Below are 14,297 nucleotides of genomic sequence, written 5' to 3' on the forward strand. Positions count from 1 at the left end.
CGTAGGTAGTTGCTCGTCCTTTAGCCATGATTGGTGTTCCTCCTGATCCGGAAGTTTTTAACGTCTCATGACCATTATATTTAAAAATCCAGTTACGTAACTGACGAGTTGATTTAATACCATATCTTTTACATATTTCCATGTGTGATCCATCACCCGCCAGATAATCGTTTACAGCTTTAGTCTTTAGTTCTGCGGGATAGGTACTGTTTTTGGATGTATTAAGCAGGCCATTTGGGCCTAACGATTGATAAGTATAAAGCCATTGTCTGACGGATGTAAAGGAAACATCTAGCATAGTAGCTAAATGTCTAAGCGAATCGTCTCCACGAAGATATTTTTCAATAGCTGCAATTTTTTCTTCTCCTGAAATTTTGGCCTTATGAGACATGAAAAAGCTCCTCCTTGTAATAGACAGTTTTATTATTTAAACTGTCTACCACAAGGGGAGCATATCATTCCCACACACTGAAGGGGTCTTTCTGTTTATTGGATTAATTAGTCTACTTAATGTTTAATCTAATAAGGCGAAACTAATAAATCCTTCCAATTATCCGGGAAACCAATATGGCTTAGTTTGATATGCTCAAAATATTCTTCAATTAAAGCTTGTATTTCAATAACAATGGATTTATTCCATTTGCTCTTATCAATATAGAGAAATTTTAACATTAAGATTTGGTCAAAAAGCCTACCAGAAGGGACAAAATCAAAAGACTTTGGAATTACAGGTTGAGCAGGAAATTTCCAATAATATAGCCTTGAGTAATGTGCACACTTATTTCTAAGATCAGTAATACATCTCAACCAGCTATCTACATTTTTATAGCTAGTATTATATAAATCCCTAGCAATATGCTTTTTGTCAACCAGGGGGAAATCTGAGTAGAAGTAGGATAGCATTCCCATCGAGAAAAACTCTATAATTACCCATAAAGGAAATTTTCCATCGTACCGTGAGTTGTGATGTTTTACAACTAAAGTAGATTTATTATTTGAAATAGCATCCTCTATGAGTTTTTGGAACCGCTCATGATTATGTTTGCTGTTAAAATTGGTAATTTCTAAATACCCAACTGGCCCGTATTTATGAGCGTGATAATAAGCCAAACGGGTTCTTAAAAGTAATTCTATCTCTTCAACAATTCCAAACAACAGAGTTCGCATTCTTCTGTCAAAATCATACATTTTATAAACATCTTCAAAATATACCTCATTTACATAGGTATTATCACTTTTCTTAAAAGGTAATAGATAGGCCGTAAATCGATAATAGTTTATGCTGCTTAGGAAACTTTTACAAGTAGCTTCATCATCAATAATAAGACCTCGTTGTTTAAGTATTTGAATCTGCTCGTCAAAGGTGGTTGCTTTCTTAAGTTGCATAGAAACCTCCACATAAAAAAACGCCCTCTCTGGGACACGTCACACACAATTGTGTGGAGAGGTGCGAGAGGTCCTGTTGTTAATATTATACCCATTTTGGTCTTTAATGTCAGTATATATTTAAGAGTTGGGATGATAAGTAGATATTAAATCTATACAACGTATGGTTAAATCACTGTTGTTATAAGTTAAGACCTGCATATTACAACTGATATCATTCAGTACGGTACTGATCTAGCAGCCGCCCACTCCTGCAACTGCATCCAGGTCCAGCAGGCCAAGTTGACCTGCGAAGCCAGGTGAGCGATCTTCCCACTGGCGTGGGACCGCCAAGATTGACCAACAGGAGCCGGTGGGAAGTTCGCGGCCCCGCTCAAAAGGATGACCCCGTTAGGCCGGAGCCTTTCCCGCTGGAGGCGGGGGAAGCGGGAGAGGTTCCGGCCAAGGATCTGCAGAGACTGGCAGTCACCAGGACAGCCATTACACAAAAGACCAGCCAGCAGGGGCTGGCCTGATGGACGGCAAGCTTACGGGTCTTAGCATCAGCTCCTCAAGCATTACTCTGTTGGTAAAAAGCCGCACATTGCCATCAGACTCTATGGGGTTTGAACATGGGTATGAGTCTGACGGCAAAGTGCTCCCCGACCTCCGTCTGCAGGGCCCACCTGAAGTCCATGTAGAGTAATAGTTCTGAAAAGGTATGAAAGTAACCAAGAAAAGCTGGTATCCAACATAAGTTCCAATAGCTTTACCTTGGTTTTTTTTGTAATAGGATTTAGAGAACAAAACACAAACCTTCAAGGCAGGGTTTTCCAGTGTATTTGACGAATATTCTACTAATAACGACAATAAGCAGTCTTATAGAGGAGCTATTAGAGAATGAAAGCCATCGCCTTTATTGACCTGGAAGTACAACCACATAACGGCGCTGTTTTGGATATTGGCGGCATTACAGATGACGGAAATGTCTTTCATTCAAAATCAATACCTAATTTTATTAATTTCCTCAAGGATATCTACTATTTATGCGGACATAACATTATTAAACATGACTTAAAATACATAAAACAGCCCTTAGAGGACTATGGGCTAACTTCTGAAAATGTAATAGACACCCTATACCTATCGGCATTGCTATTTCCACGGAAGCCCTACCATGCCCTTGTAAAAGATGAAAAGCTTCAGACTGATGAGCTGAATAATCCTGTTAATGATTCAAAAAAAGTTAAAGATATATTCTTAGACGCAATCAATGCGTTCCATAGTTTAGATGAATCGTTAAAACAAATATTTTTTTCTCTTTTAAGGAATCAAAAAGAATTCCAATCCTTTTTCCAATACATAGGTTATGAGACAAGTGTAGAAAATCCGGTATCATTAATCAAAAAACATTTTGCTTCAGAGATCTGTGAGAATGCCGATTTCACAAAATCAATAGATAATTACCCTGTTGCACTGGCTTATGCCCTTGCCGTAATTAATGTGAAGGATCGCCTTTCTGTTACACCACCCTGGATTTTAAAGAATTACCCCGAAGTGGAACGTATAATGGATGAGCTTCGAAATCGTCCTTGTCTTGCAGGCTGTTCTTACTGTGAACAAGCCTTAGATGCGCGCAGGGGGTTGAAGCTGTTCTTCGGCTTTGATTCCTATAGATCTTATGGAGGGGAACCACTTCAGGAAAATGCTGTAAAAGCAGCCATTGCTAATAAGTCACTACTAGCCATCTTTCCTACCGGAGGCGGAAAGTCAATTACTTTCCAGGTGCCTGCTTTAATGAGTGGAGAAAATGTTAAAGGCCTTACCGTTGTCATTTCTCCATTACAGTCTTTGATGAAAGATCAGGTGGACAACCTGGAAAAAGCAGGGATAACAGAAGCAGTGACAATCAATGGTTTACTAGACCCAATTGAAAGAGCAAAGTCTTTTGAAAGAGTGGAAGACGGTTCAGCTTCTATTTTATATATCTCCCCGGAGTCTTTACGGTCAAGATCTATAGAACATATATTATTGGGCAGAAAGATTGTTCGCTTTGTCATAGACGAGGCCCATTGTTTTTCTGCCTGGGGGCAGGATTTCCGTGTAGACTATCTGTATATTGGCGACTTTATTAAAGCCATTCGAGAAAAAAAGAATCTAGCAGAAGATATTCCTGTATCTTGTTTTACCGCTACTGCCAAGCAAAAGGTTATTGAAGATATTCAGGCCTATTTTAAGGACAAGTTGTCCATAGATTTAGAGGTATTTAGCTCTAATGCTACCCGAACTAATTTAACATACAAGGTTATTCAAAAAACAAATCAGGAAGAAAAGTACAATACGCTAAGAAATCTAATAGAGCAGAAGGTATGCCCCACCATTGTCTATGTCTCCAGAACAAGGAGAGCATATGAACTTGCGGAGAGGCTAACCAAGGATGGGTATCTAGCGAAGCCTTATCATGGGAAAATGGATAAAAAAGAGAAATCTGAAAACCAGGATGCTTTTATTGACGGGGAGGTAGCTATCATGGTGGCCACCTCTGCCTTTGGGATGGGTGTGGATAAAAAGGACGTTGGCATGGTCATCCATTATGAAATATCTGACTCTTTGGAAAATTATATTCAGGAGGCGGGCAGAGCTGGGCGAGATGAGCAAATTACGGCGGACTGCTATATTTTATACTGCGAGGATGATTTAGATAAACACTTTGCACTATTAAATCAGACAAAAATCAACATTAAAGAAATCCAGCAAATCTGGAAGGCTATCAAAAATATTACCCGCTTTCGCATGACTGTCTCCCAATCCGCCCTGGAAATTGCCAAGAAGGCAGGTTGGGATGAAAGCATTGGTGAAATAGAAATGCGTGTAAAAACTGTCATTTCTGCGCTGGAAGAGTCGGGTTATATTCGACGGGGCCAGAATATGCCAAGGGTTTTTGCAGATAGTATCCTTTGCAGAAATGCACAGGAAGCCATTGAAAGAATAAATGCTTCAGAACTTTTTGATAGTAAAGAAAAGGAAAGCGCCACACGGATCATAAGAAAACTCATATCCAGCAGAAGCCGAAGCAATGCGCAGGATAAGGACGCAGAGTCAAGGGTGGACTATATATCTGACCATCTGGGTATTGAAAAGGAAAAGGTTATTGGTATCCTCAATCTGCTGCGCGAAGAAGGGATTCTGGCAGATGCCAAAGACCTTACAGCATATATTAAAAAAGGTGAAAAGATAAATCGCTCTTTGCAAATTTTTGAATCATTTAGCAGTATAGAAAAATATCTGGCCACGATTTTTGAAGAACAAGAGGAAACTTATAATATAAAAGAATTGAATGAAGAAGCTGAAAAGTTAGGTTGTGGTAATGTAACGCCTAAGAAGATACGGGTTATCTTAAATTTTTGGACTATCAAAAAGATGATTAAGTATAAAAACTCAGAGTACTCCAAGAACCATGTGCGACTAATTACTTTGGAGCCCAAAGAAAAGCTTGAACAAAGATTAGAAAAAAGGCAGGAACTTGCTAAGTTTATAATTGAATATCTTTATTCCCAAAGTAGTCAGTTGAAAGGAGAAGTTGAAGCTGAAGAAGTGCTGGTAGGCTTCTCGGTAAAAGAATTAAAGAAATCCTATGAAGAGAGCATGAACCTATATAAAATCGAGGTTAGCACTGCAGATATTGAGGATGCACTTTTCTACTTGTCTCGTATAGAGGCAATAAAAATTGAAGGTGGCTTCTTAGTAGTGTATAATCCCATGACCATCGAAAGGCTAGAGGAAGATAAAAAAAGAAGATTTAAGGTGGAGGATTATCAGAAACTGAAACAGTTTTATGATAGTAAAATCCAACAGATTCATATTGTCGGGGAATATGCCAAAAAGATGGTTGATAACTACCGCGAGGCTCTACAATTTGTAGAAGACTACTTTCGCCTGAATTATACTTCTTTTTTGCAAAAGTATTTTAAAGGAAGTAGAAAAGAGGAAATTCAGCGAAATATTAGTCCTGGAAAATTTAGGAAATTGTTTGGTGAATTGTCACCAACACAGTTAAGTATTATTAAGGATAATCAAAATAAGTATATTACGGTCTTAGCGGGACCGGGAAGTGGCAAAACTAGGGTGCTTGTTCATAAATTAGCTTCCCTTATATTGATGGAGGATGTCAAGCATGAGCAATTATTGATGCTTACTTTCTCGCGGGCAGCTGCTACTGAGTTTAAGAAACGACTAATAAAACTAGTTGGTGGTGCCGCTAATTTTATTGAGATCAAGACCTTCCATTCATATTGTTTTGATTTGCTTGGTAGAATCGGTAATGCTGAAAAGTTTGAGAATGTAATAAAAAATACCATTGAAAAGATTCATTGTGGGGAAGTGGAACCAAGTAGAATTGCGAAGGCTGTACTTGTCATTGATGAAGCACAGGATATGGATCAGGAAGTGTTTACCCTGGTGCAAGCTTTAATTGCGCAGAATGATGATATGCGGGTAATTATTGTCGGTGATGATGATCAAAACATATTCCAATTTCGTGGCTCTAGTGCAATATATATGGAAAAATTCACACTGGAGAATCAGGCGGCAAATTATGAATTGTTAGAAAACTATCGTAGTAAAAGAAATTTGGTTGACTTTTCTAATAGATTTGCAGTCCTCATCCGGAAGCGTTTAAAGAAAAACGAAATTGTGGCCCATAGTCAAGAAAATGGAGAAATTAGGGTTGTAAGGTACTCAAGTAATAACCTGCTTGTTCCTTTTGTAGAAGAGCTCTCTAGTGCAGAGCTAGTAGGGAGCACTTGTGTGTTAACTCATTCAAATGATGAAGCACTTCAGGTGACGGGCCTGTTGTTACAAAAAGGAATATCGTCAAGGTTGATTCAAAGCAATGATGGTTTCTATCTATACGATTTAGTGGAACTACGATTCTTTTTGGAACAATTATCTATAGAACCGATAACTTCAACTATAAGTAATGATATCTGGAACATGGCAAAAAGAAGTTTGGTAAAAAGGTATGGGAAGAGTGATAATCTGGATATCTGCAAAAGGATTATCTTGGACTTTGAAGCAATCTATCAACAAAGAAAATATTTAAGCGATTTTGAAGTGTTTATTAAGGAATCAAAACTAGAAGATTTTTATTCGGAATCCAGAGAAACTATTGTTGTATCAACCATTCATAAAGCAAAAGGCAAAGAATTTGATAATGTTTTTCTTTCACTTGAAAACTTTGATATAGGCACTGAGGAGAATAAAAGGCAGTTGTATGTGGCATTGACAAGAGCAAAAAGCAACTTAACCATACACCTAAATGGACATTACCTAGATCATATACAGGTGGAAAATTTGACTAGGTTGGATGACAGGAAACGGTACGAATTACCGGGAAAACTTGCTATGCAGCTAGGTCATCGGGATGTATGGTTAGATTATTTCATCGGACGTCAAAATGTAGTAGATACGATGCGAAGTGGTGATACTCTCCGGCACAAGGACGGAGAATGGATTACAGACAAGGGGAAAAGTGTTCTTAGGCTTTCTAAGAAATGTGTAGAGAAATTGGAACGAATTCAGAAAAGTGGTTATGAGCCCAAATTCGCCAAAGTTAACTTTATTGTGTTTTGGCTAAAGGAAGCAGAGGAAAAGGAAATAAAAATTGTTCTCCCTGAATTACATTTTCAAAGAAAAGAATCGACAGATGGTAAGTTAAAATAATACAAGGGATTGATTAAGAAAATCTAAAGGAGGGAATTTTCTAAAATGGGAAGTTTAACATTTCTTGTCACGGCGGCTTTGCTTTATTGGCTTTGGGCAATAGTTGCCATTGCTACTCATTTAGCTATTACGATAAAAGTTTATTTTGATGCTAAAGAATTGTCGGAACCGGCTTTAGGGATTTCCCGCTATCTATGGACAGCCATTTCCTTTGTATTGCCTATTGGTGGAATGTTAATCTATTGGTTAATGAACCATTCCACATTAAAGAGATCTAGTTATACCAAGTACTATTGATTTTATGGATGGTGATATAAATGAAGGAACCACATGAAATGGATAATCATAGGATAGAGATAACCACTAAGCCAGGCTTTAGGGTGGGTAGAATTATGCCCATACAAGTAGGAAGGAAGCTCTTTGCAATATTATTTCTATTCCTTGGAGTTTTGCTAACTTTTTATAGTGAGTATTATCTATTTGGTGATGTTGAATACGATGTTTCAGATATAGTATTTACAGGGCTACTTAGTCTAGCGTTTTTGTTGGCCAGCGGCATAAGGCTGCTTGGTTGGCATAAGCTGCGTCTTATAATTATAATGATTTTTATCTTTTTAATATTATCCCCATTATTATTTAACTTGCTAAAGAACCTCTTTAACTTCTGCCTTTAAAACAGCCGGAGAAATTGGATTAATTCCATTCTTCGGCTGTTTTTCGCAAAATTATAACCTACCACTTATTATAATGCACCTTAGCAGGGTTGTAACGATTTGCCGGCTCCTTTGCTTCTGCGGGGTGGCCTATGGGGATTAGTGCCAGGGGGATGATATGGTCCGGCATACCTAGTATGTTGCGAACTATGTCGACCCTTTCTTCCCGCGGGTATAGGCCTACCCAAACTGCGCCCAAACCCCTTTGATTAGCCGCTAAGAGGATATTCTGTGTAGCAGCGGAGCAATCCTGAACCCAAAAACCCTTGGCCTGTTCTAAATGGGTATCACCACAAACCACAATAACCAGAGGTGCTTTGTCAACCATTTGTGCATAGGGGGAGCATTTAGATAATTCTTTAAGGAGCTCAGGTTGGTTGACCACCACAAATTGCCAGGGCTGCTGGTTTTGGGCGGAGGGTGCGCTCATGGCGGCAGCCAGCAAGTCCTTTATCAGGGGTTCGGGTATTTGTTCCCCGGTATATTTTCTAATGCTTCTACGGGTAAGAATGATATCCATAATATTACCTCCATAATTAAGAAGAATTTTTACATGAATACATTTTACACCTTTTTATTGCAGATATTCGTGTCATAGGATAAAAAAGCACAAAATAAAGAGCCCCATCGATCAGTAAATCGACGGGGTCGTTTTTCTATGTAAATATTACTCAGCGGTGGTAGGATCAATGATCCGTTTAACCTCTGATACTGAATTGGCAGGGAAGCCGCCTTTGTTGGCGTGTTCCTTAACCATTTCTTCATTGGGGGCAATGTAAACACAATATATTTTATTATCGGTAACATAGCTCTGGACCCACTGTATTTCCGGGCCTAATTGGTTTAGAACGCCGCAGGATTTTTGTGAAATGGCTTGAAGCTCCTGGTTGGTCAAGTTGCCGGCTCCGGGAATTTCTCTTTCAATGACGTATTTTGGCATGTGAATTTCCCCTCTCTAAGTTTATAAAAAATAAACATGCAATAATGGTACCAATATTAAAAATATTCAAAAACATTAACTTTATCTAATTTTTTTAAGATAGATCTCAAAATTGAACATTAGCATGCTTAAAAAAGGAACATATTCAACAAGCCCTGACTAAAAATGGACATTATGACAATGCTATGATGGTTAATCATTCACTAGGTAATTTGAGCTAAATGTTTTTTTGTATATATACTATGCTATAGCTTATATAAAAAAATAGGAGTATGATAATTTGAAAGAAGTAGTGTAGTATTTAAACACGGCAAAAATTTTTGGTTAAGAGGGGTAGTGACAAATTGAGTGATCAAGGACTTAAAAAGTATGCGTTGATCGTGGCTATGATGGCTTCTTTTCTTACGCCTTTCATGGGTAGTGCCATTAATTTAGCTATACCGTCCATTGGAGAGACATTTGATACCGGCACTTTTATGTTGAGCTGGATTGTAAGTAGTTATATTCTGGCTTCAGCTGCTTTTTTAGTGCCCTTTGGCAGGCTTGCAGATATTATTGGTAGAAAAAAGGTATTTATCTCGGGGATAGCTATTTTTGCCTTTTCGTCAGGACTTTGTGGACTAATGGGGTCCGTAGAGTTAATGATTTTCTTCAGGCTCCTCCAGGGAGTGGGAAGTGCTATGATTTTTGGGACTGGCATGGCCATATTAACTTCAGTATACCCGCCCCAGGAAAGGGGGAAGGTCTTAGGGATTAATGTTGCTACAGTATATGTTGGTTTGTCCTTAGGACCAGTATTGGGAGGCACCTTGAATCACCAATTTGGATGGCGATCAATTTTCTTTTTAAGTGCCATAATTGCACTGGTAGTTTTGGTAATGGCAGTAAGCAAATTGAAGGGTGAGTGGGCTGGAGCAAAAGGTGAAAAATTCGATTTGGTGGGTTCTGCACTATATTCCGTTGGTTTAATAGCCTTCCTATATGGTGTTTCTTCAATAACCAACGTTGAATGGGCAAGGTACATACTGGTGTTTGGTTTGATTATCTTTGTCATGTTTATAAGGTATGAAATGAAAATTAAGGAGCCGATACTTAATCTTGCCCTCTTCAGTAAGAACGTTACTTTTGCCTTCTCCAATCTAGCGGCCCTAATAAACTATAGTGCCACCTTTGCAGTGGGTTTTTTGCTTTCTGTTTACCTGCAGGTGATCAAGGGGTATGATTCCCAGATGGCGGGGTTAATACTTCTTTCCCAGCCTATTCTTATGGCTTTGCTGTCACCCTTTGCCGGCAAGCTATCGGACCATGTTGAGCCAAGGAAGGTTGCGTCCTGGGGCATGATCCTTACTACCGTGGGCTTGTTTTTCCTTTGTTTTATAAATGGTCATACAGACCTTTGGATAATTATAATCAATCTGTCCCTCCTGGGTGTTGGCTTTGCCCTGTTTTCCTCACCCAATAGCAACGCTGTTATGGCCTCGGTAGAGAAAAGGTATTATGGTGTAGCGTCTTCTACCCTGGGTACCATGAGGCTGACGGGCCAGGCGGTTAGTATGGCCATAGTTACTATGATACTGGCCCTTTATGCCGGACATGTTGATCTCAGTCCCGCCTATGCAGACCTAATTTTGAGGGGAACAAGGATTTCCTTTATTGTATTTACAATTATTTGCTTTGGCGGAATATTTGCTTCCCTAGCCCGGGGCAATGTAATTAAATTAAATAAGGAACAACAAGGGGTAAGATAAAATAAGCTGACCCCAATTCATTGCTATAGAGGCAGGTAAAACAGCGGCGGCATCAGAACAAGCTGCCCCTTTATGTGTGCATATCACATAAAGGGGCAGCTTGTTTTAGGTTATTTGCATAAAAAATGTAATAACTTAATTAATTAACATATATGGACAGCCGTACCAGTTGTGGGTATAATGGGGATAGTTAAAACCTATAAAAATAGAGGAGGGTTTTTAGTGAGGAGATTGTTGGCTTTAGTTCTGATTTCAATGTTGTTGGTAGGCTCCCTGGCGGGTTGTGGAGGAGCTCCAAAGGAAGAAGGAAAGGACAACCCCGAAGAAAAGACTATCAAAATCGGTGCATCAATTTTGACCCAATCCCACCCATTCTATGTTTCTATTAAAAATGCATTAGAAGAAGAAGCTAAGAATCAAAATGTACAAATTGACATTGCAGTGGCTGACCAAGATCTAAACAGACAAATTTCTGCCATTGAAGACTTTATCAACAAGGGTGTAGATGCCATTATCATTACCCCTGTTGACTCAGATGGAGTTAAGGGCGCAATTATGAAGGCCAAGGAAGCAAACATCCCTGTTGTTACAGTTGATATTAAAGCTAATGGTGTTGAAGTTGACTCCCACATCGCCACCGATAACTTTAGCGGTGGTATGATCGCCGCAGAAGCCATGGCCCAATACCTTGAAGGTAAAGGGGAAGTGGGACTGATCACTTATCCTGAAGTTCAGTCAGTTAGGGACCGTATCGACGGCTTCAAGAAAACTGCCGCTACCCATGAAGGTTTAAATATCGTTACTGAATTGCCCGGACGTACCAGGGAAGAGGCTAAAACTGCTTCCGAAGATATGTTAACAAGCAAGCCTGGCCTTGTCGGTATCTTTGGCTTTGGTGATGACATGGCTATCGCAGCAACCGCAGCTATTGCCGAGAGGGGTTCCAAAGCAATTGTGGTTGGTTTTGATGGGCTGGAAGAAGCCAGAAAGTCTGTGGATCAGGACAATGCCTTTAAGGCAGTTGTTGTGCAATACCCAGACAAAATGGGTTCAGTGGGTGTAATCAATGCTGTTAAATTAGCCAAGGGTGAAGCCGTTGAAAAGGTAGTTCCCGTTACCCCCGGCCTTTATATCACTGGCAAGGGCTTCATTGATGTTACCGTTGAAAATGATAAAGTAAATCTGACTTTAGAATAGAGTAATGGCAACTAAATAGCCAGACTAACTGAAGAAATATCGCCATCGGTATTTCTTCAGTTTTTTATAAGATATAGTTGCAGGGATCATTTTTATCAAAAAAACTAGTGATAGAAATGAGTGATGTTGTGAATACAATTCTTGAGATGAAGGACATAAAAAAGGTTTTCCCCGGTGTTGTGGCCCTGGCCGGAGTTAATTTAAAGCTTGATAAGGGTAGAGTTCTGGGATTGCTTGGGGAAAACGGTGCCGGCAAATCTACCTTGATGAAAATATTGGCCGGGTCCTATAAGCCGGATGGCGGCGACATTTTTATCAATGGAGAGAAAACCGATATTAAGGGTGTTTTAGATGCCAAAAGGTTAGGTATTAGTATTATTTATCAAGAACTTAGTCTATGTCCTAACTTGACAGTGGCGGAAAATATTTTTGCCATGAATGAGCCGGTTCGCTTTGGACTGATTGACGACAATGAAATGAACCGTAAAACAAAGGAGCTATTCGAAGAACTGGAAATAGATATCTGTCCCACGGTGATGGTAAAGGAATTATCTATTTCTAGCCAGCAGATGGTAGAGATTGCCAAGGCTGTGTCGGTAAAGCCTCAAATTATTATTATGGATGAACCGACATCAGCCCTTAGCAGTAAAGAAACCGAAACGCTGTTTAAAATTATCCGCAAGTTTAAGGACGAAGGCACATCTATAATTTATATCTCCCATCGCATGGAGGAAATCTTTGCAATTACAGACCTGGTTAGTGTATTAAGGGATGGGCAATATATCGGAACTGTAGAGACCGGGCACACCTCGGTGGAAGAACTTATTAAAATGATGGTTGGCAGGGATATGGACAAGGTCTATCCCCACAAAGACTTTAAATATATCAGGGATGAAAAGCTGCTGGAATTAAAGGCTTATACCAAAAAGAAATATTATCATGACATCAATCTCTTTGTCAGGCCGGGAGAAATATTAGGCCTTTATGGATTAATGGGGTCTGGTAGAACAGAGATTGTTAAGGGTATTTTTGGCATATTGAAAAAAGATAGTGGCGAAATGTATATGCATGGGAAAAAGGTTAGTATTAATGATCCCTTCGATGCAATAGAAAATAATATCGCCTTTGTCACTGAAGATAGAAAAAACGAAGGACTTGTGCTTACGGCAAGTGTCTATGAAAATGTATCAATGGCCAATATCAGCAAGTTTTTAAATAGATTTAGATTAATCAACGAGAAGCAAGAAGTCGCCACCACAGAAAAACATATTAAAGATCTAAAGATTAAGACCCCGGGTGTATATCAAACCGTTAATAAATTGAGCGGTGGGAACCAACAAAAGGTTGTGCTTTCCAAGTGGTTTGAGATAGAACCTGAGCTTTTAATTTTAGATGAGCCAACCAGGGGCATAGATGTGGGGGCCAAATATGAGATATATAAACTAATGATCGAGCTGGCCCAAAGGGGCGTCGGAATTATTATGATATCCTCGGAACTGCCGGAAATATTGAATGTGTCGGATCGCCTGCTGGTTATTAATGAACAGAGAATTATTGCTGAGTTAGATCCTAAGGAAACTTCACAGGAAGAGATAATGACCTATATTACGAGAAGAGGTGAAACAAGTGGGCCCTCAGCTTAAAAATTTTACCAATCTGAAATTTGTCAAAAGCTATGGTGGCGTGTTAGCGGCACTAATCGCCCTAATGGTTCTTTTTTCATTTCTCAGCCCTCATTTTTTGCAAACAAATAATATATTAACGGTACTGGCCCAGGTGTCAATTATTGCCATATTAGCCTACGGAATGACCTTTGTACTAATGATAGGGGAAATTGACCTTTCCGTTGGAGCCATTGTGGCCCTTTGTGGCATTGTCCTAGGGGTAATGTTGTCCAGCGGGCAGGGTGCGGTTGTTTCAATAATAATTGTTTTATTGGTTGGCGCGCTGGCCGGCTTGTTTAACGGCTTTATCAGCGCCAAATTTAGAATCCCGACATTTATTGTGACCGTTGCCACCATGGGTATATTCAGGGGTGTAGGCTATGCCATCACCGATGCCCGGCCAATACAAATTGAGGACCCCATTATTCTCTTCTTAGGCAACGCCAAGCTGTTCGATGTCATTCCGGTTCCAGTGGTTATAGTTGTTATGCTGCTAATAGTTGCCCATGTTCTTTTGTCTAAGACGAAGTTTGGCAGACAGGCCAAGATAGTCGGCGGCAATAAGGTAGCTGCAGAATATGTAGGTATAAATGTACGAACCCTGCAGATGAAGATTTTTATGATTACCGGAATAGCGGCCGCCATAAGCAGCATCCTATTGACAGCCAGACTATATTCTGCCCAGCCCAATGCCGCCGGGGGCTATGAACTTGATGCAATTGCTGCTGCGGTCCTAGGTGGCACTAGCTTGTCCGGGGGTTATGGAACTGTTATAGGAACCTTTATTGGTGCACTAATAATGGGTGTAATTAATAATGGTATGAATTTAGTGGGCATGCCTTACTTTTATCAACAGATAGTTAAAGGACTCATTATAATTGTTGCGGTTTACATCGACGTTAGGAATAAGGAACGGATGCTTAGCAAATAGTTAAACTGGGAGTGAGGA

12 protein-coding genes are annotated in these 14,297 nt (G+C 39.6%); 8 read left to right on the top strand and 4 right to left on the bottom strand.

From position 1 onward, the window contains the following. The coding region (locus tag P6N53_RS06585) for a helix-turn-helix domain-containing protein (RefSeq protein WP_304542011.1) at positions 1-391 on the bottom strand (391 nt) is incomplete at its 3' end. A gap of 128 nt (positions 392-519) precedes the next feature. After that, positions 520-1,386 (bottom strand): Abi family protein, encoded by an 867-nt coding sequence (locus P6N53_RS06590; protein ID WP_304542012.1) that lies wholly within the window; start codon positions 1,384-1,386, stop codon positions 520-522. Between the two features lie 335 nt (positions 1,387-1,721). Here P6N53_RS06590 and P6N53_RS06595 point away from each other — a divergent pair, with 335 nt between their 5' ends. The 4 genes from P6N53_RS06595 to P6N53_RS06610 all read left to right on the top strand — a co-directional run bounded on the left by P6N53_RS06595 (position 1,722) and on the right by P6N53_RS06610 (position 7,760). Further along, a complete protein-coding gene (locus P6N53_RS06595; protein WP_304542013.1) occupies positions 1,722-1,901 on the top strand; it encodes a hypothetical protein in 180 nt (59 codons plus the stop codon). A gap of 364 nt (positions 1,902-2,265) precedes the next feature. Beyond that, positions 2,266-7,086 (top strand): RecQ family ATP-dependent DNA helicase, encoded by a 4,821-nt coding sequence (locus P6N53_RS06600; protein ID WP_304542014.1) that lies wholly within the window; start codon positions 2,266-2,268, stop codon positions 7,084-7,086. A gap of 45 nt (positions 7,087-7,131) precedes the next feature. After that, positions 7,132-7,383: a hypothetical protein gene (locus tag P6N53_RS06605; protein ID WP_304542015.1), complete on the top strand. Its 252-nt coding sequence runs from the start codon at positions 7,132-7,134 to the stop codon at positions 7,381-7,383. A gap of 20 nt (positions 7,384-7,403) precedes the next feature. Further along, a complete protein-coding gene (locus P6N53_RS06610; protein WP_304542016.1) occupies positions 7,404-7,760 on the top strand; it encodes a hypothetical protein in 357 nt (118 codons plus the stop codon). Positions 7,761-7,818: 58 nt separating this feature from the next. Here P6N53_RS06610 and P6N53_RS06615 read toward each other — a convergent pair whose 3' ends face one another. Beyond that, positions 7,819-8,319, bottom strand: coding sequence for a nitroreductase family protein (locus P6N53_RS06615; RefSeq protein ID WP_304542017.1), 501 nt, complete (start codon positions 8,317-8,319; stop codon positions 7,819-7,821). A 147-nt stretch (positions 8,320-8,466) separates the two neighbouring features. Further along, complete coding sequence (locus P6N53_RS06620; protein ID WP_304542018.1) at positions 8,467-8,739, bottom strand: DUF4242 domain-containing protein; 273 nt, start codon at positions 8,737-8,739, stop codon at positions 8,467-8,469. A gap of 386 nt (positions 8,740-9,125) precedes the next feature. Here P6N53_RS06620 and P6N53_RS06625 point away from each other — a divergent pair, with 386 nt between their 5' ends. The 4 genes from P6N53_RS06625 (at position 9,126) to P6N53_RS06640 (ending at position 14,279) form a co-directional block, all read left to right on the top strand. After that, positions 9,126-10,487, top strand: coding sequence for an MFS transporter (locus tag P6N53_RS06625; RefSeq protein WP_304542152.1), 1,362 nt, complete (start codon positions 9,126-9,128; stop codon positions 10,485-10,487). 222 nt (positions 10,488-10,709) lie between these two features. After that, positions 10,710-11,684 (top strand): substrate-binding domain-containing protein, encoded by a 975-nt coding sequence (locus P6N53_RS06630; RefSeq protein WP_304542019.1) that lies wholly within the window; start codon positions 10,710-10,712, stop codon positions 11,682-11,684. 128 nt (positions 11,685-11,812) lie between these two features. Further along, positions 11,813-13,327 carry a sugar ABC transporter ATP-binding protein gene (locus P6N53_RS06635; protein WP_308447261.1) on the top strand — a complete coding sequence of 505 codons (1,515 nt, stop codon included), beginning with the start codon at positions 11,813-11,815 and terminating at the stop codon, positions 13,325-13,327. Continuing rightward, positions 13,311-14,279 carry an ABC transporter permease gene (locus P6N53_RS06640; protein ID WP_304542021.1) on the top strand — a complete coding sequence of 323 codons (969 nt, stop codon included), beginning with the start codon at positions 13,311-13,313 and terminating at the stop codon, positions 14,277-14,279. Before P6N53_RS06635 ends, P6N53_RS06640 begins: the two co-directional genes overlap by 17 nt. The last annotated feature ends 18 nt before the right edge of the window (positions 14,280-14,297 follow it).

This window comes from Desulforamulus aquiferis (assembly GCF_030577015.1).
In the GTDB taxonomy this organism is placed as follows: Bacteria; Bacillota; Desulfotomaculia; order Desulfotomaculales; family Desulfotomaculaceae; genus Desulfotomaculum; species Desulfotomaculum aquiferis.